General features: G+C 50.4%; 22 protein-coding genes. 10 read left to right on the top strand and 12 right to left on the bottom strand.

Features of this window, described 5'->3' with window-relative positions; genetic code table 11:
- Positions 1-12: 12 nt before the first annotated feature.
- Complete coding sequence (gene tamB / locus AC6R0S_RS10800; protein WP_500637895.1) at positions 13-3,780, bottom strand: autotransporter assembly complex protein TamB; 3,768 nt, start codon at positions 3,778-3,780, stop codon at positions 13-15.
- Entirely contained in the window at positions 3,777-5,489 is a 1,713-nt protein-coding gene (gene tamA / locus AC6R0S_RS10805) for an autotransporter assembly complex protein TamA (RefSeq protein ID WP_500637896.1), read from the bottom strand. Before tamA ends, tamB begins: the two co-directional genes overlap by 4 nt.
- A gap of 117 nt (positions 5,490-5,606) precedes the next feature.
- Between tamA and msrA the strand changes: the two genes are divergently transcribed.
- The 8 genes from msrA to AC6R0S_RS10845 all read left to right on the top strand — a co-directional run bounded on the left by msrA (position 5,607) and on the right by AC6R0S_RS10845 (position 11,812).
- Entirely contained in the window at positions 5,607-6,227 is a 621-nt protein-coding gene (gene msrA, locus AC6R0S_RS10810) for a peptide-methionine (S)-S-oxide reductase MsrA (protein WP_500631184.1), read from the top strand.
- Positions 6,228-6,337: 110 nt separating this feature from the next.
- The gene (locus tag AC6R0S_RS10815) at positions 6,338-6,889 is read left to right on the top strand and encodes a YtfJ family protein (protein ID WP_500631183.1); all 552 of its coding nucleotides are present in this window, start codon (positions 6,338-6,340) and stop codon (positions 6,887-6,889) included.
- Between the two features lie 76 nt (positions 6,890-6,965).
- Positions 6,966-7,268, top strand: a complete 303-nt coding sequence (locus AC6R0S_RS10820; RefSeq protein WP_500631182.1) for a DUF2607 family protein — start codon at positions 6,966-6,968, stop codon at positions 7,266-7,268.
- A 46-nt stretch (positions 7,269-7,314) separates the two neighbouring features.
- Positions 7,315-8,055, top strand: coding sequence for a zinc uptake protein ZrgA (gene zrgA, locus AC6R0S_RS10825; RefSeq protein ID WP_500631181.1), 741 nt, complete (start codon positions 7,315-7,317; stop codon positions 8,053-8,055).
- Positions 8,056-8,127: 72 nt separating this feature from the next.
- Entirely contained in the window at positions 8,128-8,835 is a 708-nt protein-coding gene (locus AC6R0S_RS10830; RefSeq protein ID WP_500637897.1) for an ABC transporter ATP-binding protein, read from the top strand.
- Entirely contained in the window at positions 8,832-10,091 is a 1,260-nt protein-coding gene (locus AC6R0S_RS10835) for an ABC transporter permease (protein WP_500637898.1), read from the top strand. The genes AC6R0S_RS10830 and AC6R0S_RS10835 overlap by 4 nt, the downstream gene beginning before the upstream one ends.
- 26 nt (positions 10,092-10,117) lie before the next feature.
- Complete coding sequence (locus tag AC6R0S_RS10840) at positions 10,118-10,597, top strand: DUF3299 domain-containing protein (protein WP_500637904.1); 480 nt, start codon at positions 10,118-10,120, stop codon at positions 10,595-10,597.
- Positions 10,598-10,912: 315 nt separating this feature from the next.
- Complete coding sequence (locus tag AC6R0S_RS10845; RefSeq protein ID WP_500630528.1) at positions 10,913-11,812, top strand: TIGR03899 family protein; 900 nt, start codon at positions 10,913-10,915, stop codon at positions 11,810-11,812.
- 83 nt (positions 11,813-11,895) lie between these two features.
- Here AC6R0S_RS10845 and pgi read toward each other — a convergent pair whose 3' ends face one another.
- A complete protein-coding gene (pgi, locus tag AC6R0S_RS10850; RefSeq protein ID WP_500637899.1) occupies positions 11,896-13,548 on the bottom strand; it encodes a glucose-6-phosphate isomerase in 1,653 nt (550 codons plus the stop codon).
- Between the two features lie 289 nt (positions 13,549-13,837).
- On the opposite strand from pgi, the gene AC6R0S_RS10855 reads away from it, so the two are divergent.
- On the top strand, positions 13,838-14,257 hold the full coding sequence (locus AC6R0S_RS10855) for a secondary thiamine-phosphate synthase enzyme YjbQ (RefSeq protein WP_500637900.1): 420 nt from the start codon (positions 13,838-13,840) through the stop codon (positions 14,255-14,257).
- Between the two features lie 15 nt (positions 14,258-14,272).
- Here the strand turns inward: AC6R0S_RS10855 and AC6R0S_RS10860 are convergent, their stop codons facing one another.
- The 3 genes from AC6R0S_RS10860 to AC6R0S_RS10870 are packed head-to-tail and all read right to left on the bottom strand — an operon-like array spanning position 14,273 to position 17,963.
- The gene (locus AC6R0S_RS10860) at positions 14,273-15,451 is read right to left on the bottom strand and encodes a BamA/TamA family outer membrane protein (RefSeq protein ID WP_500637901.1); all 1,179 of its coding nucleotides are present in this window, start codon (positions 15,449-15,451) and stop codon (positions 14,273-14,275) included.
- Entirely contained in the window at positions 15,444-16,538 is a 1,095-nt protein-coding gene (alr, locus tag AC6R0S_RS10865; RefSeq protein WP_487901822.1) for an alanine racemase, read from the bottom strand. Before alr ends, AC6R0S_RS10860 begins: the two co-directional genes overlap by 8 nt.
- Before the next feature lie 12 nt (positions 16,539-16,550).
- Positions 16,551-17,963 (bottom strand): replicative DNA helicase, encoded by a 1,413-nt coding sequence (locus tag AC6R0S_RS10870; protein ID WP_500625640.1) that lies wholly within the window; start codon positions 17,961-17,963, stop codon positions 16,551-16,553.
- Positions 17,964-18,136: 173 nt separating this feature from the next.
- On the opposite strand from AC6R0S_RS10870, the gene AC6R0S_RS10875 reads away from it, so the two are divergent.
- A complete protein-coding gene (locus AC6R0S_RS10875; protein ID WP_487901817.1) occupies positions 18,137-18,901 on the top strand; it encodes a DUF481 domain-containing protein in 765 nt (254 codons plus the stop codon).
- 84 nt (positions 18,902-18,985) lie between these two features.
- Here AC6R0S_RS10875 and rplI read toward each other — a convergent pair whose 3' ends face one another.
- The 6 genes from rplI to AC6R0S_RS10905 form a co-directional block, all read right to left on the bottom strand.
- Positions 18,986-19,438 carry a 50S ribosomal protein L9 gene (gene rplI, locus AC6R0S_RS10880; protein WP_487901818.1) on the bottom strand — a complete coding sequence of 151 codons (453 nt, stop codon included), beginning with the start codon at positions 19,436-19,438 and terminating at the stop codon, positions 18,986-18,988.
- Between the two features lie 32 nt (positions 19,439-19,470).
- Complete coding sequence (gene rpsR / locus AC6R0S_RS10885; protein ID WP_000090472.1) at positions 19,471-19,698, bottom strand: 30S ribosomal protein S18; 228 nt, start codon at positions 19,696-19,698, stop codon at positions 19,471-19,473.
- 16 nt (positions 19,699-19,714) lie between these two features.
- Positions 19,715-20,017, bottom strand: coding sequence for a primosomal replication protein N (gene priB / locus AC6R0S_RS10890; protein WP_500629302.1), 303 nt, complete (start codon positions 20,015-20,017; stop codon positions 19,715-19,717).
- 8 nt (positions 20,018-20,025) lie between these two features.
- On the bottom strand, positions 20,026-20,406 hold the full coding sequence (gene rpsF / locus AC6R0S_RS10895; RefSeq protein ID WP_004747103.1) for a 30S ribosomal protein S6: 381 nt from the start codon (positions 20,404-20,406) through the stop codon (positions 20,026-20,028).
- Positions 20,407-20,636: 230 nt separating this feature from the next.
- Positions 20,637-21,113: a bacterioferritin gene (bfr, locus tag AC6R0S_RS10900; protein ID WP_500629303.1), complete on the bottom strand. Its 477-nt coding sequence runs from the start codon at positions 21,111-21,113 to the stop codon at positions 20,637-20,639.
- 85 nt (positions 21,114-21,198) lie between these two features.
- Positions 21,199-21,387, bottom strand: coding sequence for a (2Fe-2S)-binding protein (locus AC6R0S_RS10905; RefSeq protein WP_334554990.1), 189 nt, complete (start codon positions 21,385-21,387; stop codon positions 21,199-21,201).
- Positions 21,388-21,732 lie beyond the last annotated feature (345 nt).

The raw sequence follows: 21,732 nt of genomic DNA on the forward strand, positions 1-21,732 counted from the left end.
TTAGAGTCACTATTAATCAAACTCAAATTGATAGAGCAGATCCACAGCGCTACTCACACCAGAGACCGCCTCTAAATAAAGATCCTGCATTAAGCGGTAACGCACCGTAAACTCGCCCACCGAGTCAAAAATGCCGACCCCATATTTAACCTGCAAGCCAGGGAGAATATAACCACTCACCGTGACCTGAGAGTCATCACCCGAGCCCGCGGTATCCAACTGCAGATCCTGAACGCCAAAGGCTTCGCCAATTTCGCCCACCACTTTGCCGCTTTTCGCTAGGCTCAAACCAATGAGTGTGGTAGTCATCGCGTTGCCGCCTGCTTCGCCATCAATGTCTTGACCACGCAATAGATAGGATAGCGCATTCGCTTGCGGCATGGCGGGGTCAGAGAAGATGGTGACCGATGGCTCATCGGCCGGTCCAGTCACTTTGACCCCGGCCGTCACGTCGTCTTGGGTGTTATCGGGATTTCGAATCGCTGTGATCTGCACATAGGGCTGATCCACTGGCCCATTCATCAAAATCTTACCTTCACTGATGATCAAATCTTGACCAAAGGAGCGATACGAACCATCGACAATGTTGATTTCACCTTGGACAAACGGACCTTTGTCTTTTTGCGCCACATTCAAGTTGCCTTTCAGTCCGCCTTCAAGCCCAAACGCCACTAGCTTGAAGTCATCGCCAATGCTGATATTAATATTGGTTTCGAGATTAAACGGCACTTCGGTGGCGTTCTCAACAGGTTGGAGATCTTTATCAAGTAACACTTGATCGTCTGAGACGCCAATGGCACTCGGCGGTAGCTCTTCGACGATAATACGCCCCCAAGGCAGATGAATGCTTCCATCCACGCGCGCCAATTTAGGCGAGGCCGATATCGTCATATCCGGCTGCACTTTCAGCGCCACCATAGGCGGCACATTGACCAGCAGCTCTTCAGCGTACACTCGCAGTTGCGCGTTCCAGTTACTTAGCTCACGCCACTCGGCTTCACCGGAGAGTTCCAAATCGCCATCTGGCGTGGTCAATTTTGCCGCGAGCAGCGCATCATAACCGTTGAGTTCGAGGCTCACTCGACCTGAATCCACTTCTACCGGAGAGAGCTCCCCTTTCAGCGACATCTTATCGATCAGCAGTTGCCCCTCGACTTTCGGTTGCGTTACCGCACCGCTGATGGCGAGATCGGTACTGATGGTCGATTTTAGCTCACTAAAATCGCCGATTAATGGCGCAAGAAAATCAATGTGGAACGGAGTTAACGCGAGCTTGGCGTCGATCTTGGGGTTGGCGTCCAATACGTTAGGGAGACTCACTTGGCCAGAAAGGTCGCCATTGTCGCGCACATCAATCAGCCAGTCGGCATCCAAACGGTTATTTGCTAGCGCGGCCTCCAGTGTCACCGCATGCCACGCCAAGGTGACATTTTCTTCGAGCTTTTGCGTCACTTGACCGGCAGGCATCGACACCGAGGCTTTTACTTCAGGCGGTGTCTCTGGCGACCATTTCGCCCACACATTAGCATTCACTTCAGCTTTGAGCTGAGTGGTGGGTGGGATAAAGGCATGCAGTTGATTGACATTAAACTGCGACAAAGAGAGCGCGGCTTCGCCACTTTCCCCCACTTGAATATCCTCATCCAAACACAACGCGGAATCCGACTGCAGCCAACAGTGCGCCGCAACCATCACTTGGTTACGCTCAGCGTCAAAGCCCAGTGCGGTGGTGTCAGCCAGCATCCATTCGCCCTGCAGGGTGGAGAACGATACCTCTTCTAGTTCGCCCTGCCACTTCAGCTGCGGCTCTAACGTCAATGCACCACGCAAGTCGATATGGCTCGTCACCAACTCAGATAGCAGATCTAAGCTGAGCTTATGTTGCTGTTGCGAGCCAGAAAAGGTCAGTGCGACACTCTCAATCTGCTCGCCTTGAACCGTCGCCTGCTTAACGTTCAATTGTAGAGCGCCTTGCGGCACAGGCAGTGGGGTCACCTTGCCCTTGATGCTCGCGCTGCCAATTTGCGCTAAGGTTTGCCAGGCTAATCGGTTGGCGTTGATGTCTAGCCCTAAGGTTGGCTCAGTCATCGCTCCGCTCAGCGCCACTTGCCCCAGAATCTGACCTTTGAGATCAGGCACTGTTTTCGAAAGTTGTGGCAAGGTCAATGTCAGTAACATATCCCACTGCTTATCCAACTCGCCCTGTGCGGCAATCTTGTTAGGGCCATGAGAGAGCACTAAGCCCGACGTTTTAGCGCGAACATTGCCATCTCCTGCCGCGTCCGACGCCTCGATATCACCAGCAATATTAAGCGGATAGCCGCGCAGTAGACCATCAATGTTGAGGTCGGTGCGTTCCACACGCCAACCGCCTTGGGCCGTCAGACCGCCTGCGGTTTCAAGCGTGCCACTGATGTCACCTTCCGCTTGAGGCCACTGCAAACCCGGTTGGATATGGCTAAGGGCTAAGTTAGCGCCCCAACTCACTTGCTCTTGCCACCCCGCACGCAGTGAACCTTCAACTTCACCGCCTAACGTTTTGAGCAGAAAATCAGTCAATTCAATCTGACCTATATCCCCCTGCCCTTTAAGCGCCAGGTCGAGCTCTGGAATGCTTTCTCCGCTCAACACCCCTTGCAGATTGAGGTGAAAACCTTGCAACGAGCCCTGGGCAGAAAACTCTGGCAACACCACACGATAATCCGACTCCCCGCTGAGCGGCCAGCTGGCATCAACATCACGCAGGTGAAGCTCAAACGGTAAATCGGGATCTAAGCTCGCTAAATGCGCTTCAATTTGGCCCAGTGCCAAACCCGATAACTCGGCGTCCAATGCCAAGTCACGCACACTGCCTTCAAGGTTAAGCGCAATAACTTGGCCATTAGCAATCGGGTCTTTCACCATAGCGTCAAGTGAAGCACTCAGCGGATAATCACCTTTTAAGGTGACATCGGCGCGTAAGTTGGCTTCTCCTTGTGGCATATCAAGCTCCAGCGTTGCCACCTGTATCCGCGATCCACGAGCGGTCGCTGAAAGCCCTAGGTGGTTGACCACCAGCGGTGTCTCTTGCTCTAGCCTAAAGTCGTTGATGTCTAAGCGAGAAAGTTGAATTTGCAGCGGCAGGGTAATGTCCGGCAAGACGATCGGTGAGGAGGCGTCACTGTCTGGCGCGGCGCTTTGAGCCTGTGGTGCTTGAGGATCACTCGGCGCCAATGCCACGCGAGTACCATCAAGCTGCGTTTTGCTCAACACCAGTCGGTTGCCTTGGAAGCTTATTCCAGACGAGAAACGCTGCCACGCGATCTGGTTGCCCAAAATATCCAGATTGATATTGGACAGCGCAATACGGCTGATTTGAATGGGCACAGGCGCGGTGATCGCCGTCAGTGGCTCCCCCTCTTCCTCTGCGGCGGCAGACTCATCACTGCTCGGCAGCGTCGGCATGTGAAAGTCCAATCCATCCATCGCTATCTCATCAATACAGACCGACGGTTCAGTAAAACAGTTTGGATTGATCGCTAAAGTGAGTTTGTTGGCGGCAACATCAAGGGATAAATCCTCATCCACATAACGCACTTGATGGAGACTAAAGCGCGGAAAGAGAGCCCCACTGTGCCCTTCGATCGTTAACTGCGGCACAAACGCATTCGCCGCCCAAACCAAGACATTGAGCCCAGGATTGGTAAACAGGATGACCCCGACAAGCACCAGCAGCGCAGTAAGTAGCCCTGTCGTCAGTACCGTTAGCCATTTTGTCCAAGTGAGAATGCGCTTTTTCATAGATCAGGCCCCAGAGTAAAGTGGACACGGAACTCATCACCCGGATCCGCATCCAATCCCCAAGCAAAATCCAGTCTCACAGGCCCAACCGGAGACGCCCAGCGAACGCCAAAACCCGTCCCCCGTTTGAAATCGGGTGTGTCATTAAAGGCATCACCGTAGTCGAAAAACAGCGCGCCCCACCAGTTGCCGTGCACGCGATATTGATACTCTAAAGTGGAGGTAGCAATGTACTTGGCACCGGTCAGGGCGCCACTTTCATCCACCGGAGAGACCGACTCATACCCGTAGCCGCGCAGATTATTGTCACCACCGGCAAAGAAACGCAGTGACGGCGACAGCTTGTCAAACTCTTCGGCGATGTTCGCCCCGCCATCAACACGGAAAATACCGCGATGGTTCTGGCCAATGCCACGAATCCAGGTGGTGCCGCCCATAATGCGCGTCACACGCGTTTCGGAAATCACGCTCGGGTCGCCATACTCTATGGTGACGCTTTGTCTGTCCCCCCACATCGGCATAGTGCCGCCACGAACACGACTGCGTGAGAAGGAGATACCCGGTAGAAGGAAGTGTCCGGTATCGTCTTGCAAGCCTTGCTCGTAACTTTCGAGCAAATAGCGAACATACACGGTTCGGTGCCAGCCGCTGTCAAGCACCCAATGGCGTTCAACAGATAAGTTGGACTCGAGACTTTGCGTGTCCCGCTGGTCGAGGTTTTTCATCCCATACTGAATGCGGTAGTACTCATTGAGCGCGTCTTGCAGCGGTATTTTATAGCCTGCGGTGATGGTCTGTTCTGGAATCGACAAAGAGAAACTGCTGTCAAAGCTGTGGCCCTTATCGTTCACCCAAGGCTTTTTCCATTTGAGCGTGCCACGCACGCCCACATCGGTCGAGTAGCCAATACCCGTCTCGATTTGATTGCGCGCTTGTGGGGCGAGTGACACTTTCATCGGCAGCTCACGAGTTTGACCTAGGTAACTCAGATCAGGCTCGACAAACACCGATGAAAACCAATCGGTATTGGAGAGATTTTGGTTGTATTCCCCCACTTTGGAGACCAAATAGGGCTCGCCCTCTTCATAGGGGGATAAGGACGCCACACGGTCCTCGCGGATTTGACTGCCGTTAATGGTATTTCGACCAAACGCATAGCGCATGCCGCTATCATAGTAGAGGCGGATAAAGGCTTGATTCAACTCAGGCGCAATCTCTAGGCGGCTGACTTGATAATCGCCTTCAAAGTAGCCTTTGCGCAGCGCTAAATTGCGAATCCCAGATTTCAGCGCGTCGTATTGGCTGTGATTGAGCCTGGCACCTTCGACCAAACCGCTTTGGGCAATCAAGGCGTTGAAGTCGGCATCATTGGCCGCTTCACCGGCGATTTGGATATCGACTTTCTCAATCAAGATTGGCTCGCCGGGCTGCACCGTAACGCTCAGCTCTGTGCTCTCTTTTCCGACTTGAAACGTAAACTCTGGGTGATAATAACCAAGCGCATTCAACGCCTCGGTGATGGTACGCTCGAGACGAGCTTGAAAGCGAAGACCGGTGCTGTATTCCTTTTCGGGGATCGAGGATAAATACGCCTCGACGTTATCTTCTAACTCGCCGTCCAAACCAAGAATCGACAAAGAGACCTCTTGCGCGAGTGCCCCTGTAGAGAGAAAGAGCGTTAACAGTGCTGGTAAAGAGGTTCTTATCATGCTTAATTAGGTACCCAAACGTAATGACCAAAATAATAGCGCCAGTGAATTCATAAGTCTGTACGAAAACAGCAGATGAGCGGCTCTATTTTCAAATAACTGACAAAGGACAATTCAATGGCAGGCAAACAGACCATGATCGACCCCAATCTTGCCCTACCCGGTCGAGAAACACCAATGGTCATCAACCCCACTCACTTCGTCAATCAATCCAATATGACCGCGCCAGCGCCACAAGGTTGCGAGGAAGTCTTGATCGGCATGGGATGTTTCTGGGGCGCCGAACGCCTGTTTTGGCAACTTGATGGCGTGATCACCACCTCGGTCGGCTACTCCGGTGGTTTTACTCCCAACCCCACTTACGATGAAGTGTGTACCGGCAACACTGGCCACACTGAAGTGGTACGCGTAGTGTTTGATCCTAGCCGCTTAAGCTTTGACGCCTTATTGGAGAAATTCTGGGAGCGTCACGACCCGACTCAAGGCATGCGTCAAGGCAATGATATCGGCACTCAGTATCGCTCGGCACTCTACCTATTTAGCGATGAACAATACCAAACCGCCATTGCATCTAAAGCGCGTTACGAAGCGTTGCTCGGCGATCAGTTTGGCGCCATTACCACCGACATTTTACCCGCGGGTACCTACTATCTCGCCGAGGAGTACCACCAGCAATATTTAGCCAAAAACCCAGACGGCTATTGTGGACTAGGTGGAACGGGCGTCTGCTTTATCTAAGCGGCGAATTTTGCCTCATTCACATTTTCAAGGGTAGGAATAAGGACAATTCCTACCCTTTGTCTATTTAGGGTATATACTTTTTCCGCAACCATAAAAGGAAGAACATAATGAAAAACAAAACCCTACTCGCTCTCATGCTGGCTTGCTCTCCAGCGCTCTCCTTTGCGCACAACCTGACGGTTGGCCAAGCCGTACCCGCGGTGGACGTCAGCAGTCACGGTGAAATTTTGCTTGATGGTGACCAAACCCGCTTTGCCCCTTGGTCATCGACTGACCTGGTGGGCAAGGTCAGAGTGATCCAAGCGATCGCGGGTCGTAGCAGCGCCAAAGAGATGAACGCCCCACTGATGGCGGCCATTACGGCGGCAAAATTTCCAGAGGATCAGTATCAAACGACCTCAATCATTAACCAAGATGATGCGATTTGGGGGACGGGCTCTTTCGTCAAATCCTCGGCTGAAGACAGCAAGCTGTCCTTTCCTTGGTCTTCCATGGTGTTAGATGAAGAAGGGGCAGTGGCCAACGCATGGGCACTGGCAGAGAAATCGTCGGCGATCATAGTGCAAGACAAGCAAGGCCAAGTACTGTTTGTCAAAGAAGGCACTCTCTCTGAGACTGAGATTGAGACGGTACTCAATCTTGTGCGTGACAATCTGTAATACAGTTTCGATTGTTCGGCTGACAGGAGTTGTTATATTATAACAGCTCCTGTTTGCTTTTGATGATGTGCCGATAATGCGATTGTTCTTCTCGACGCCACACCGAACTCTGATCGTGTTCACCACGATCTTGCTGACCTTATGGCTCAGCTTCGCGTCTGTGGAACACGCCTTAGATCATCACCCTGATCACCACACCCATCATCAATGCGAGCTGTTTCTCGCTTTGCATCACGGCATCATGGCCGCGCTGCTTATCGTTGTCCTGTTACCCAGCCGCTTTTCGGTATTGACGGCGCTGCCTCGTTACTCTCGTCAACTCGGCACCTTTGCGTACCTAGCGCGCTCGCCACCCACCTTAGGTTCATGCACCTTTTAACGCCCGATGTTGGGCAAACCTTTAATGAATCATCACAGGAATTAACATGAACACATTCACACCAATCGCACTGGGTATGACGCTTGCTTTCTCAACCACCACCTTTGCCGAAGAGACATTTCGTCAGCACGATGCCCACGTCCATGGTCAAGTGGAGTTTAACATTGCCCAAGATGGCAAAGAGCTATTGATCGAAATCACCGCTCCCGGCGCCGATGTCGTCGGTTTTGAACACGCACCAAGCACCGATGAGCAAAAAGAGACACTAAGCCGCGCCGTCACCACACTCAACGATGCAAGCACCATTTTCACGCTGGCCTCACAGGCCAACTGTCGCCTTGAGCATCGCTCGGTCTCTCATACACTCGGTGAAGAGGGGCACGATGACCACGATCATGATTCACACGATCACGATAGCCATGACCACGATAAGCATGATCATGACTCTCACGACCACGACAGCCATGACCATGATAAGCACGATCATGACTCACACGACCACGACAGCCATGACCACGATAAACACGATCATGACTCACACGACCACGACAGCCATGACCATGATAAGCACGATCATGACTCACACGATCACGAGTCGCACGGTGGTCACGGTGAATTCACCATCGAGTACCACTATGAGTGTGAAAGCATTCAAGCGCTTAACAGCATCGACACGCAATGGTTTAACCACTTCCCATCAACGGAAGCGATCAGCGTGAACCTCTTGACCGATCAAACGCAAGCCGCATTGAAACTCGGTCAAGGTCAAACTCGTATTGCATTTTAATCGTTGATGTTTAAGCATTAACCCTCATTCGCGGCCCAACTGTTGGGCCGCCTTCAAGCTCAAGGACTCTTCATGGCGACAAAAGAAGCGCATCCCGTTGTCGAGTTAAACCAAGTAAGTTACACCTGGCCTGGCAACAGTGAGCCAACATTAGTCATCCCGTCGTTAACCGTGAATCGCGGCGAACATCTGTTTGTCAAAGGCCCAAGTGGCTGCGGGAAATCAACACTGCTTGGCTTACTCACTGGCATCAATAACACCTCAAATGGTCAAGTTCGAGTACTTGGCCATGATCTGTCTGCCCTTTCAGGCAGTGCTCGTGACCGTTTTCGCGCCGACCAAATAGGCTACATCTTCCAGCAGTTCAATTTGCTGCCCTATTTGAGCGTATTGGAAAATGTCATGCTGCCGTGCCAGTTTTCAGCGCTAAGACGCAGCCAAGTAACCCCATCATTGCAAGAGAACGCCAAACAGCTATTGGATAAATTACGTCTGCCACAGGCACTGATCAATAAACCTGTGGTCGAACTGAGTATTGGTCAGCAGCAACGCGTCGCAGCCGCTAGAGCCTTGATCGGTCAGCCACAAATCATTATCGCTGATGAGCCGACCTCTGCGCTCGATTACAACAACCGCAGCGCTTTTATTGAACTGTTGCTTGAGCAAGTCAACCACGCCAACTCTACCCTGCTGTTTGTGAGTCATGACCCGACCTTAGAAGCGCAATTTGATCGCACGCTCGACTTACAACAGATCAATCAAGCAGGAGCCCAGGTATGACCCCGACTCTCAGCCTTGCGTTTAAAAGTGTACGCAACCGAAAAATGACGGCCATCTTGACCATTTTGACCGTGGCTATTTCCGTCGTGCTGCTACTGGGTGTCGAGCGGATTCGAACCCAAGCCAAATCCAGCTTTGCCAATACCATTTCAGGCACAGATTTGATTGTTGGTGGACGCTCTGGGCAGGTCAATCTGCTGCTCTACTCGGTGTTTCGCATTGGCAATGCGACCAATAATATCGATTGGCAAAGTTACCAAGAATTTAGCCAGCATCGCGCGGTCGACTGGGCCATTCCTATCTCGCTAGGTGACTCGCACCGAGGTTTTCGCGTGATGGGCACCAACCACAGCTATTTTGAACACTATCGATACGGACAAAAGCAGCCGCTGGTCATCAAGCAAGGGCGCGAGTTTGAATCCTTACTGGAAGCCGTGATTGGCGCCGATGTGGCCAAAGAGCTTGGCTATAAAGTTGGTGAAGAGATCATCATTGCGCATGGCATCAGTGACGTAGCGTTTAACCGTCATGAGAATGCCCCTTTTACTGTCGTCGGTATTTTAGCGCCTACTGGCACACCCGTAGACAAAACGGTGCATGTCTCGCTAGAGGCGATTGAAGCCATTCATGTGGGATGGGAAAGCGGCGCCAATATGGGCAACAACCCAGACGCGGATCAGTTGGCCAGCATGGACTTCCAGCCGAAACAAATCACCGCGGTGCTGATCGGGCTAAAATCTAAAATTCAGACCTTCAGCTTGCAGCGTGCCATCAACACCTACCCAAAAGAGCCGCTCAGCGCGATCATGCCGGGGATCGCTCTGCATGAGTTGTGGAGCATGATGTCAGTCGCCGAGCAAGCGCTGATGGCCGTCTCTGGCTTTGTGGTGGTCGCCGGGTTATTGGGGATGCTGTCGAGCCTGTTAACCAGCTTACAAGAGCGCCGCCGAGAGATGGCGATTCTCCGCGCGATGGGCGCAAGACCGCGCCATGTCTTTAGTTTGCTGATCTTAGAAGCCAGTACGCTGACCTTCATCGGCATCTTAACCGGCACCACTTTCTTGTATCTCGCGCTCGCCATTGCCGCGCCGATTATCCAACAAAGCTATGGCATCAACCTACAAATGCAGATATTGTCCCAGTATGAACTGATGCTACTTGGTGCTGTTCAACTGGCGGGAACCGTCATTGGCTTTATTCCCGCGTTGCGCGCCTACAGGCAATCTCTCAGTGATGGAATGACAATTAGAGTGTAATTATGACCAAAATCGTTTCTATATTTATGCTGGCAATGAGCATGGTAATGACCAGCTTTTTCAGCCACGCCTCGGAGCCATTAACCTTAGAGTGGATCGATCTCGTACCAGAGAATGAACGCAACCAGTTTGACTCATTCGGCATGCCGGATCCAAACGTAGACCACTCAGGTGGCACGATGAAGCAATCAAAGATTGGTGGCGTGCGCCAAGATCTTAACGGCAGCACAGTGCGAATCCCTGGCTTTGTCATTCCTTTAGAAGGAGATGCAGAGAAGGTCACCGAATTCTTGCTTGTGCCTTACTTTGGTGCCTGTATTCACGTACCGCCACCGCCACCAAACCAGATCATTTACGTGAAGTTCCCTCAAGGGGCACCAGTGCAACAGCTGTGGGACGTGATTTATGTGGTGGGTACGCTCAAGACAGAAACCATGAGTCATGAGTTGGCCGAAACGGGTTACCTGATTGAAGGCACCGCGATTACTGAGTACGACGATCAGTAACCCCTCGAATCCATTAACAATAAAGCAACCTGTTAAACGCCCAGCTTAGGTCAGATATCGAGAGAGATACGCTAGGATCCCGAGATAAGTCAGGAGTAAAAAGGCGATTAGCAGGTGCTTTTTCAGTTTTTCATCACTTGAAAACTTCATAAAGCCCTCCAAAACAATAGCAACAATTTTAACAACTTATTATCATTCGTGATAGTGATATTTTTATAATCTTATTCGGATAAGCATCACACTCTATGGCGGGTAGCATCCGGCATCGGCGTGCAATATGATTTAATAACGATATGACTGCTAAGGAATATCATCATGTCTGAGCCAAATAAGCCGGTTGTGATTGAGCACGACGCCACCCACACCGATAAGCAAGAAAAAAAGTCCAGCTACGTCAAAGACAGCGCCAGCCGTATCCTCACCATCGCCCAGCAATATGGGTTGGATGCCATGCTGCAAGCGCAAACACCGGAAAAAACGGCACTCGAACGCGCTTTGTTGCGCGAGCGTAAACGCAAAGAGCTCAGACAGAAAAACCTTGAGCAGATCCTAAAACTTGCTCACACCTCATGTAAGAATGAAACCGCAGGCGATCCTGACCAAGATTGGTTGTATCGATTCTTCGATATGGCGCAAGAGGTGCACAACAGCGCTATGCAACGTTTGTGGGCTCAGGTGCTGAAGCGTGAAGTCACCAACCCTGGCTCCACGTCGATGAAAGCCCTAAAAGTGCTGCAAGATATGACGCCCAAAGAGGCGCAGATCTTACAACGCGCATCGTCACTGGCGTGCAGTTTTGGCGGAGACAACAGCCGCAAGCTCTTGATCGGTTACCGCGCCCAAGGGGGCATCTTTAGTTTTGGCAAGCGAAATACCACCAACAACATCAATGTCGGCAACTTCCAACTCCCCTATTCGAGTTTATTGGTGTTGTTTGAACTGGGGCTGATGCACTCAGCAGAGCTCGAATCGGGAGAGATTGAGCTCGACTCACCACTGGCGTTGACCTACCAAGGCAAACAACTCTTGTTGCAAGCGCACAGCAAAGGCGTGAGACTGCTCTACTACCGTTTTAGCCCTACCGGCAACGAGCTGTGCAAACTGCTAGGGAATAAGCCCAATACCCAGTATTACGATCAACTGTTGGCGCTCCTCAATCAGAAATTTAGCGCCAATACCGACGCGTCAAACTCCTCGATTCACCACACGGTGTAATGTCAGATAAAGCAAAATCAGACGATAAAAAAACGCCAGCGACATCGCTGGCGTTTTCATACTTGGCGGTCAACAGCCGATCATTACGCTTTCAGTGCTTTGAACGCGTTGATCAAGCCATTGGTCGAGCTATCGTGAGAGCTCACTGGCGCGTCATCACCTAGCTCAGGTAGGATCTGGTTCGCCAACTGTTTACCGAGCTCCACACCCCATTGGTCGAAGCTGAAGATGTTCCAAATCACGCCTTGAACAAAGATCTTGTGCTCGTACATCGCAATCAATTGACCCAATGTGCGTGGAGTGATCTGCTTAACCAAGATAGAGTTCGTTGGGCGGTTACCTTCAAACACTTTGAATGGCACCAAGGCTTCCACTTCCTGCTCCGTTTTGCCTGCCGCCAAGAACTCCGCTTTCACTGTCTCTGCAGATTTACCAAACGCAAGTGCTTCAGTCTGAGCAAAGAAGTTCGACATCAATTTCTGATGGTGATCGCCGGTTGGGTTGTGGCTCAACGCTGGCGCGATGAAATCCGATGGGATCAACTTAGTGCCTTGGTGAATCAACTGGTAGAACGCGTGCTGACCATTGGTTCCTGGCTCACCCCAAATGATAGGGCCCGTTTGGTAAGTCACAGCATCACCGTTGCGATCGACAAACTTACCGTTGGATTCCATGTTACCTTGCTGGAAGTACGCCGCGAAGCGGTGCATATACTGATCGTATGGCAAGATCGCTTCCGACTCTGCGCCGTGGAAGTTGTTGTACCAAATACCGATCAACGCCATGATCACTGGAATGTTGCTCTCAAGCTCTGTCGACTTGAAGTGGTTGTCCATCTCATGAGCACCGGTCAGTAGCTCGATGAAGTTGTCGCAGCCGACACCCAATACAATCGACAAACCGATCGCAGACCACAGTGAGTAACGACCGCCGACCCAGTCCCAGAACTCAAACATGTTGTCGGTATCAATACCGAACTCAGACACCGCGCTAGCGTTAGTCGACAAGGCCGCAAAGTGCTTAGCTACGTGCGCTTCATCACCCGCTGATGCTAAGAACCAATCACGAGCAGAGTGCGCATTGGTCATGGTTTCTTGCGTGGTGAAGGTTTTCGATGCCACAAGGAAGAGTGTGGTTTCTGGGTTTACTTTCTTCAACGTTTCAGCGATGTGGGTGCCATCAACGTTAGAGACAAAGTGCATGTTGAGGTGTGTTTTGTACGGCGCGAGCGCTTCAGTCACCATGTATGGGCCTAGGTCAGAGCCGCCTATACCAATGTTCACGACATCGGTGATGGCTTTGCCTGTGTAGCCTTTCCACTCACCGCCAATCACACGCTCAGAGAACGATTTCATCTTCTCTAGAACCGCGTTCACCGCTGGCATGACATCTTCACCATTGACCATAATTGGCGTGTTGCTGCGATTACGCAACGCCACGTGCAGAACGCTGCGGCCTTCGGTTTGGTTGATGGTGTCACCACTGAACATGGCCTCAATCGCGGACGCAAGATCCGTTTCTTGTGCCAAAGCAAACAGGTGCTTTAACGTCTCTTCATTGATGAGGTTTTTTGAGTAGTCGACAAGCATATCGTCGCCAAAGCGAGTCGAAAATTTGTCAAAGCGCGCTGGGTCTTGTGCGAAGAGCGCTTTAAGATCCATATCTTGTGCGGATTCAAAATGTGCGGTGAGTGCTTTCCAAGCGGATGTCTGCGTTGGATTGATAGTTTTCAACATGGTCGTTATCCCGATGTTACAGTCCGTTTTTATTCCATTCAGTCTAGCGAAAACTGGTGGAATCCCCGAATTTGAAAATGAAGAATAATTGTAATTTTTTTTCAGTTGCTCATTATGACCTAGGGTACCCTCACTCTCTTTGAGTTAGGTCACGTTACCCGCTTCACAACCGAGCAACTGCGTCGTTGCACGTGGAATAATAGCATTGATTTTGGTGATGCTGCACCGTTAATCACTGCACTAACCCTAAGCAATTTTGCCAGCGGGTTTGTCTAGATAAGGAGTCTTTATGTGGTCTCAGGCCCAAGTACAATTGCGCGCGAAACCGCGCGGGTTTCATCTCATTACCGATGAAATTGAGCAACAATTGCCACAAATTCAATCGATTTCTGTCGGTTTATTACAGTTATTCATCCAACATACGTCCGCAAGTCTTACCCTCAATGAGAACGCCGATCCTACCGTGCGCAGCGATATGGAAGCGCACTTTAATCACTTTGTGCCACAAAACGCCCCTTACTACCGTCATACTTATGAAGGTGATGATGATATGCCCGCGCACATTAAAGCGTCGATTCTCGGCGCCAGTGTCATGATTCCGATTCGACAAGGTCGATTAGCACTGGGCACATGGCAGGGGATTTATCTGGGTGAACACCGAGACAACGGTGGGGAACGAACCATTATGGCCACCTTACAAGGAGAGTAGAGCCCATCGGTGTGATTAGAACGGCTGATTGATCATCACGCGAAACGTGCCTTCTTCCGCTCCTTTCGCGATTTCGGCGCGAACGACCACGCCTTCAACCTGAAGCCTCACTGCTCCGCCAAGGTTCCACTGCATATCTGAGTGGAGCGTGGCTAAATCAAACTCATCAGCCACACGACCGGCTTCGGCAAACAGTACCCACTGCCACCAAGGCAGATCGTAATAATTAAGAACCGGCACACTCTCTAGCGGCTGCCAATCGGGTAAGACACGATACTCCATCGAGTAGTGCAGCGCCGAGCGACCGTGATACCGCCCTGCGGTAAAGCCTCGTAGGCGATATAAACCGCCAAGTCGCGCCTGAAGTTGCTCTGGCGGTCTCGCACAACCCTCACAGGCATCCCAGGTCGGCGTGTCTGCGGCATAGACATCAAACGCCAGCACTTGCTGATCAAACCAACTGCCCAAAGGGCCAAGGGCAACATACTGGCTGTTCTGCCCTTCCCACTTTATCCAGCTATCGCTAAGGCGCTGCTCTGTGCCCATGCTGATCGTGAACGCCGAGTGTGAGCCTTTCGTTGGGTTGCGGACACTGTCTCTATTATCCCAATCTAGGCTCACCTCAACGCCAGTGGCTTTCTCTGCTTGCGTGTAGACATCAAGTTGACGCTCTGAGTAAAACGGCGTCACGCTGATGGAAGTGACGCCAGAGTCGTACGGTGAGGCGGTGCTGACCGGACGTGATGGCGCAAACACACCACTCATGCCTTGCTGTGAAACCAGCCCCCAAGGGAGCAAATATTTAAACTCGAATTGGTAGTTCTGCTCATCGCCGTTGGTGATGGTGCTGCCCCCCGTAGGAGACGCATTGCTACCCTGCTCTCCAAGGTAATAAGGGTTGTCATTAAAGCGCGCTTGGTACATCTGCGTACTGACCAGCCAATGGGGGGAGAGTGCGTAATTGAACGCCGCAACATAACCAAGATAACTGGCTTTATCAGAGTACAACCCCATGCCAAAGAGCACGGTTTGCGGTTGCCCTACGCCTTTCGCCACCCCAGCAACACCGAAGGTATTACCGAGCGTTTCGGTGCTGAAATAAAAGGGAAGAAACGCGGAGTCTTTCTCGCTGCTGTGGCAGAAGGTAGCGATAAAAAAGCTGGCCACTAGGGCCAGCATTCGCAGTTTATTCATAGCTTTGCAGAGACTTTTGGTAATCCATCTCAACACGCGAAGTGAGCTTAGTCACCAGTTCATAGGCGATGGTGCCAATGTGGGACGCCACCTCTTCGGAGGGTAAATCTTGCCCCCAAAGAATCGCTTCATCACCCACTTTGTCTTGTGCGTCACCGCCAAGATCGACCGTCAGCATATCCATCGACACTCTACCGACAATCGGAACTCTGCGACCATTGACCAGAACAGGGGTGCCATTGGGCGCGGTTCTAGGGTAGCCATCGCCGTAACCAATCGCTATCACGCCGACTTTGGTGTCTTGCGCGCAAGTCCATGTGCCGCCGTAACCGACCTTTTCCCCTTGCTTCACATCTCGAACCGCAATGAGGTGAGATTTTAACGTCATCACTGGCTGATAGCCGAGATCCGCCGCACTTTGATCATTAAATGGCGACACGCCATACATGATGATGCCGGGCCTCACCCACTCTAACTGGCTCTCTGGCCAAGCCAGTAAACCCGCAGACGCGGCGAGAGAACGCTCACCTTCACAACCTTGCGTCAAAGAGAGAAACAGCTCGGTTTGCTCTTGCGTGGTGCTGCTTTCGAGCTCATCAGCGCAGCCAAAATGACTCATGTAACGCAGCGGCTTCGCCACATTCGGGCAGCGCTTCAGACGGGCAACAAACGTTTCGTATTGCTCTGGCCTGACACCTAAGCGATGCATCCCGCTGTCGACTTTCAGCCAAACCACAACAGGAGTATCCAACTCGGCATCTTCTAATGCTTGAAGCTGCTCTTCACAGTGCACCACCGTTTGGATGTTGTTGGTGACTAATACAGGTAAATCCCCTGGTGAATAAAAGCCTTCGAGAAGGAGGATAGGTTTCACCACACCACAAGCGCGAAGCCCCAGCGCCTCTTCAATGCGCGCGACGCCAAACGCGTCCGCACCTTCAGCGTGCTTGGCAACGTGACGAAGTCCATGCCCGTATCCGTTCGCTTTCACCACGGCCATGATTTTGCTGCTCGGCGCTTGGTGTTTAATGCGAGCCAAATTGTGTTTCAGCGCATCCAAATTAATCGATGCGGTTGCCGCTTTCATGTAACTCATCGATTATTCATCATCCATATCAAACGCAGGACCCGCGTAATTGTCAAAGCGCGACCATTGACCTTGGAAGGTCAGTCGCACTGAACCAATCGGACCGTTACGCTGCTTACCCAAGATAATCTCTGCGGTCCCTTTCATCGGGCTATCTGGGTTGTACACCTCGTCACGGTAGATGAACATGATCAAGTCGGCGTCCTGCTCGATAGAGCCCGATTCACGCAGATCCGAGTTCACCGGACGTTTATCGGCTCGTTGCTCCAACGAACGGTTCAACTGAGACAGCGCCACCACAGGCACATTGAGCTCTTTAGCCAACGCTTTCAATGAGCGAGAAATCTCTGCAATTTCCAACGTCCGGTTATCCGACATCGCAGGGACGCGCATGAGCTGAAGGTAGTCGACCATGATCATCGACAGACCGCCATGATCGCGAGCCACACGACGAGCGCGCGAGCGCACTTCCGTCGGTGTCAAACCTGAGCTGTCATCGATGTACATGTTCTTCTTCTCCATGAGAATCCCCATGGTCGATGAGATACGCGCCCAGTCTTCATCATCCAACTGACCGGTACGAATTTTCGTTTGATCAACACGCGACAACGAGGCGAGCATACGCATCATGATCTGTTCCGCGGGCATCTCAAGAGAGAAGATCAGCACGGGCTTGTCTTGTTCCATCGCCGCGGTCTCACATAAGTTCATCGCAAAGGTGGTTTTACCCATCGATGGACGCGCTGCGACAATGACCAAATCAGAACCCTGTAGACCCGCGGTTTTCTTGTTGAGATCCGTAAAGCCCGTGTTGACGCCAGTCACCCCGTCTTGCGGCGTTTTGTACAACAGTTCGATACGTTCGAGGGTTTTTTCTAGAATGTTGTCGACGTTTTGCGGACCTTCATTCTCATTGGTGCGGGACTCGGCAATGGCAAATACTTTACTCTCAGCCAAGTCGAGCAGATCTTCTGAGCTGCGTCCTTGTGGATCGTAGCCGGCATCGGCAATCTCATTGGCAACACCGATCAAGTCGCGAACCAGTGCGCGCTCAGCCACAATGTCTGCGTACGCATTGATATTCGCCGCACTCGGGGTGTTTTTGACTAAGTCCGCCAGATAAGCAAAGCCGCCTACTTCATCAAGCTGTTCGCGCTGCTCTAAAAATTCTGACAAGGTGATGAGATCAAGTGGCTTGTTGTCTTCCAAAATGGCTTGTACCGCTTGAAACACTAAACGGTGAGGTCGACTGTAGAAATCTTTGGCGACCACACGCTCAGAGACGGTATCCCAACGCTCGTTATCCAACAGCAAGCCACCAATGACCGACTGCTCGGCTTCTAATGAGTGCGGTGGGACTTTGATGGCATCGACTTGGGCGTCTCGTGGTTTAAGGTTCCGATTCTCTACTTTGCTCTGGGCCATGATTTCACTCAACAACTTGTTCCTGACCGGACATTATAACGAGAATCATCGCTATGTCTCCCGTTTCAAGCGAGGAACAACGATCCGATTTGAGTTTTGACTCCGCCCTGACCAAGTCTATACAAAGCCTGTTTATTATTGCGCCCTGTTATTTTTCGACCGAGAGGTACTGAGTGTCAAAACTTTGGTTATTGTGCGTGGGGTTAATAGGCTCGTCCTTGGCCTACGCAGATAGTACGGATCAAAGTGAAATGGATATCCAAGTACCTTCCCCCTGGGATACAGAGGTCGAGTTCGGCTATCAAGCACACAAGGGCAATTCCGACTCCGAATCGCTCAACTCTCGTTTAAGTGCCGAGTACATTAAAGGTCGCTACCGTACGAGCGGAGAGTGGAAATACTACCTGCTCTACAAAGATGGGACAGAAGACAAGCGGCAGTCCACCTACACTATGCAAGGTGACTATAAACTTGGGCCCAAGACCTACCTCTATTCGAGTTATAAAGGCGTCAACTCAAAGTACACCGCGTACTACAAAGATCACACGCTTTCGGGAGGGCTCGGTTATCAGTTATCAAACACGGATGACTTCTTGCTTGAAGTCGAAGTCGGTCCGGGTTATCGCTACCAAGAACCCAACCTTGATGAAATTGATGATGACGATATCATCTTTCCCAACATTGTGAGGGAAGCGATTTTTCGTGGCAACATCAACAGCAGTTGGCAAGTGCTTGAAAGCCTACGTCTCTCCGCGGACGTGACTTGGGTTAGCGGCCACAGTAACACCCGAACCGATACCGACATCAGTGTCACCAACAACATCACTGAGGATATTGCGCTTAAGCTCACTCATAACCGCCAATATCACGATAAGGTTCCAGAAGGGCTAAGCAAAGCTGATAGTATGTTTTCGGTCAACTTGCTGTTTGTGTTCTAAATGAAAGAAGAACCCTGAGCAAAATAGCAGACATAAAAAAACACCAGCCGAGGCTGGTGTTTTGCTATTCGTCTTAAGGCTGAATTACTCAGCTGGTACAACTTGTAGGTTGATAGCAGCAAATACTTCAGAGTGAAGTTGGATGCTGATTTCAAACTCACCAGTAGTACGTAGAGCACCTTCAGGTAGGCGAACTTCGCTCTTAGCTACTTCAACGCCAGCTGCAGTGATTGCATCAGCGATATCACGAGTACCGATAGAACCGAATAGTTTACCTTCGTCACCTGCTTTAGAAGCGATAACGACCGCTTCTAGTGCGTTCACTTTCTCAGCGCGAGCTTCTGCAGCAGCAAGTTGCTCAGCAACTTTTGCTTCTAGCTCAGCGCGACGAGCTTCGAACATCTCAACGTTAGTCTTAGTTGCCATAACTGCTTTACCTTGTGGGATAAGGAAGTTACGAGCGTAGCCAGATTTAACGTTTGCAGTGTCACCAAGACCACCTAGGTTACCGATTTTATCAAGTAGAATAACTTGCATTGCTTAATCCTCTTTCTTAATAAAACGACCGATTACTGATGCTTGTCAGTGTACGGAAGTAAAGCTAGGTAGCGTGAACGCTTAATAGCGCGAGCTAGTTGACGTTGGTATTTAGCGCTTGTACCAGTGATACGGCTAGGAACGATTTTACCAGCTTCAGTGATGTAGTTTTTAAGAGTTGCTACGTCTTTGTAATCAATCTCTTGTACGCCTTCTGCAGTGAAACGGCAGAATTTACGACGACGGAAGAAACGAGCCATGGGCTATCTCCTGATCTTAAATTTGAGTAATGTTGTCGGCATGTAACACTAATTTCCCAACGCCATTTCGGCCGGTTTGATAAGCGACAAAACCACTTACCTTAATGTTACTGCCTTGTACTAAATTCTGAGTCAATGCTTGTGACCTTTGCCCACTGATCACGACCGGTAGACGACAATAGACTTGTCTCGGTAGGTCAGCTTCAATCATGGTCGAGCGATGCTCTAACCAAAACCGACAGTGTTCAATACCACTTGGGCTTTTACTTCGAATGGGAGGCTTAGCAATGGTGCCACTGAGCTCCATTCGATTGGTCATAAGTGAAATTACTCAGCCGCTGCTTCTGGCTTAGCTTCAGCACGCTCTTCGCGACGAGGAGCACGCTCTTCTTTCTGCTTAAGCATGATAGATTGCTCAGTGATAGCCGCTTTAGTACGCATGATCATGTTACGTAGAACTGCATCGTTGAAACGGAAAGCAGTTTCTAGCTCATCAATAACAGCTTGATCAGCTTCCACGTTCATTAGAACGTAGTGAGCTTTGTGAAGCTTGTTGATTGGGTAAGCCAGTTGACGGCGACCCCAGTCTTCTAGACGGTGGATAGTACCGCCAGCTTCAGTGATTGAACCAGTGTAACGCTCGATCATGCCAGCAACTTGCTCGCTTTGATCTGGGTGCACCATGAATACGATTTCGTAATGACGCATGGGTTGCTCCTTACGGATTATTCAGCTTCCACAATTGGCTCAGTCGTCCAGAGGAAGCAAGGAACTAAAGATAATTGACTGAGATTTAAGGAGCCGGAATAGTACAGAAAGAAAGCAGTTTAAGCAAGAAAAAAGATGAGTTAGGTATGACAAACTTGGCTAGGTTGCCGAGTGTGCGTTGTAGGCAACGCATACACTCAGCTTCGGTAGTGACGTTAGTGAAACGTTAGTTAATCTTCATCAACAAATTGCGCTTGGAGATAGTTTTCGATACCGGTCATATCAATCAATCCAAGTTGCGTTTCAAGCCAATCCACGTGTTCTTCTTCATCTTCTAGGATTTCTTGGAACAGATCACGAGAGACGTAGTCTCGAATGTCTTCCGCATAGGCGATGGCGTCTTTCAAATCCGGTATGGCTATCAGCTCTAACTTCAGATCGCATTCGAGCATTTCTTTGGTGTCTTCCCCGATCATCAACTTACCCAGGTCTTGAAGATTAGGAATGCCCTCTAGAAATAAAATGCGCTCGATGAGATGGTCGGCGTGTTTCATCTCGTCGATAGACTCATGGTACTCTTTGTCTGCGAGGTGCTTTAGCCCCCAATCCTTGTACATACGAGCATGAAGAAAGTATTGGTTGATGGCAACGAGTTCATTGCCGAGAATTTTGTTGAGATGCTGGATAATAATTGGATCGCCTTTCATGACAGAAGCCCTCCTCTTTGGCTCTTTTAACTGTAGAACCAAATGAGAAGGTGTCAAAAAAGTCGACACATTTTTAGCTAGTGGATTAGCTAGCTTGTTTAAACAGATTCACTGCCGATTCGTTGATGATCTCTTTCGCCGTGCGCACACACTTACCACATTGGGTGCCTAAGGCTGTGCATTTCTTGATTCCTTTTATATCGGTCACGCCCTCTTCGACAACTAACTTGCGGATTTTTTTATCCGAGACGCCATGACACAAACAAACGAACATAATTTTACTACCTGACCTAACGACTTCTAGATTGAATATAAAAGAGAACCATTCTTATTACCAGTCTCAAATGAGTAAGATATAGATCGATTGGTTATAAAAGAAATGAGGAAATGTGGGTCTGATTCACTTAGCAGCGAAGCATTTTCAATGCCGCTAGTAAGCTAATGATCTAGCGATAAAAATAATAGCGACATCTCTTCTCGCCGATGTTTTTCTTATAACTCATCTCATTCGCTCGCCGTCAAAAAACGAAAAAGGGAAGCCTAAGCTTCCCTTTTTCTTGTCGCGCTTTCTTCACGAATGAAGAGAAGTGCTAGATCTCAATTAATTCGTCAGAATTAG

The organism is Vibrio sp. R15-SG3-ISO1B, from assembly GCF_059833835.1.

Coding starts and splice junctions, on each gene's coding strand:
- zrgA (WP_500631181.1), top strand. CDS start 7,315: ATGAACACATTCACACCAATCGCACTGGGTATGACGCTTGCTTTCTCA.
- AC6R0S_RS10855 (WP_500637900.1), top strand. CDS start 13,838: ATGTGGTCTCAGGCCCAAGTACAATTGCGCGCGAAACCGCGCGGGTTT.
- alr (WP_487901822.1), bottom strand. CDS start 16,538: ATGAAAGCGGCAACCGCATCGATTAATTTGGATGCGCTGAAACACAAT.
- AC6R0S_RS10870 (WP_500625640.1), bottom strand. CDS start 17,963: ATGGCCCAGAGCAAAGTAGAGAATCGGAACCTTAAACCACGAGACGCC.
- AC6R0S_RS10840 (WP_500637904.1), top strand. CDS start 10,118: ATGCTGGCAATGAGCATGGTAATGACCAGCTTTTTCAGCCACGCCTCG.
- AC6R0S_RS10905 (WP_334554990.1), bottom strand. CDS start 21,387: ATGTTCGTTTGTTTGTGTCATGGCGTCTCGGATAAAAAAATCCGCAAG.
- tamB (WP_500637895.1), bottom strand. CDS start 3,780: ATGAAAAAGCGCATTCTCACTTGGACAAAATGGCTAACGGTACTGACG.
- pgi (WP_500637899.1), bottom strand. CDS start 13,548: ATGTTGAAAACTATCAATCCAACGCAGACATCCGCTTGGAAAGCACTC.
- rpsR (WP_000090472.1), bottom strand. CDS start 19,698: ATGGCTCGTTTCTTCCGTCGTCGTAAATTCTGCCGTTTCACTGCAGAA.
- AC6R0S_RS10815 (WP_500631183.1), top strand. CDS start 6,338: ATGAAAAACAAAACCCTACTCGCTCTCATGCTGGCTTGCTCTCCAGCG.
- msrA (WP_500631184.1), top strand. CDS start 5,607: ATGGCAGGCAAACAGACCATGATCGACCCCAATCTTGCCCTACCCGGT.
- AC6R0S_RS10845 (WP_500630528.1), top strand. CDS start 10,913: ATGTCTGAGCCAAATAAGCCGGTTGTGATTGAGCACGACGCCACCCAC.
- rpsF (WP_004747103.1), bottom strand. CDS start 20,406: ATGCGTCATTACGAAATCGTATTCATGGTGCACCCAGATCAAAGCGAG.
- AC6R0S_RS10820 (WP_500631182.1), top strand. CDS start 6,966: ATGCGATTGTTCTTCTCGACGCCACACCGAACTCTGATCGTGTTCACC.
- AC6R0S_RS10860 (WP_500637901.1), bottom strand. CDS start 15,451: ATGAATAAACTGCGAATGCTGGCCCTAGTGGCCAGCTTTTTTATCGCT.
- bfr (WP_500629303.1), bottom strand. CDS start 21,113: ATGAAAGGCGATCCAATTATTATCCAGCATCTCAACAAAATTCTCGGC.
- AC6R0S_RS10835 (WP_500637898.1), top strand. CDS start 8,832: ATGACCCCGACTCTCAGCCTTGCGTTTAAAAGTGTACGCAACCGAAAA.
- AC6R0S_RS10830 (WP_500637897.1), top strand. CDS start 8,128: ATGGCGACAAAAGAAGCGCATCCCGTTGTCGAGTTAAACCAAGTAAGT.
- tamA (WP_500637896.1), bottom strand. CDS start 5,489: ATGATAAGAACCTCTTTACCAGCACTGTTAACGCTCTTTCTCTCTACA.
- priB (WP_500629302.1), bottom strand. CDS start 20,017: ATGACCAATCGAATGGAGCTCAGTGGCACCATTGCTAAGCCTCCCATT.
- rplI (WP_487901818.1), bottom strand. CDS start 19,438: ATGCAAGTTATTCTACTTGATAAAATCGGTAACCTAGGTGGTCTTGGT.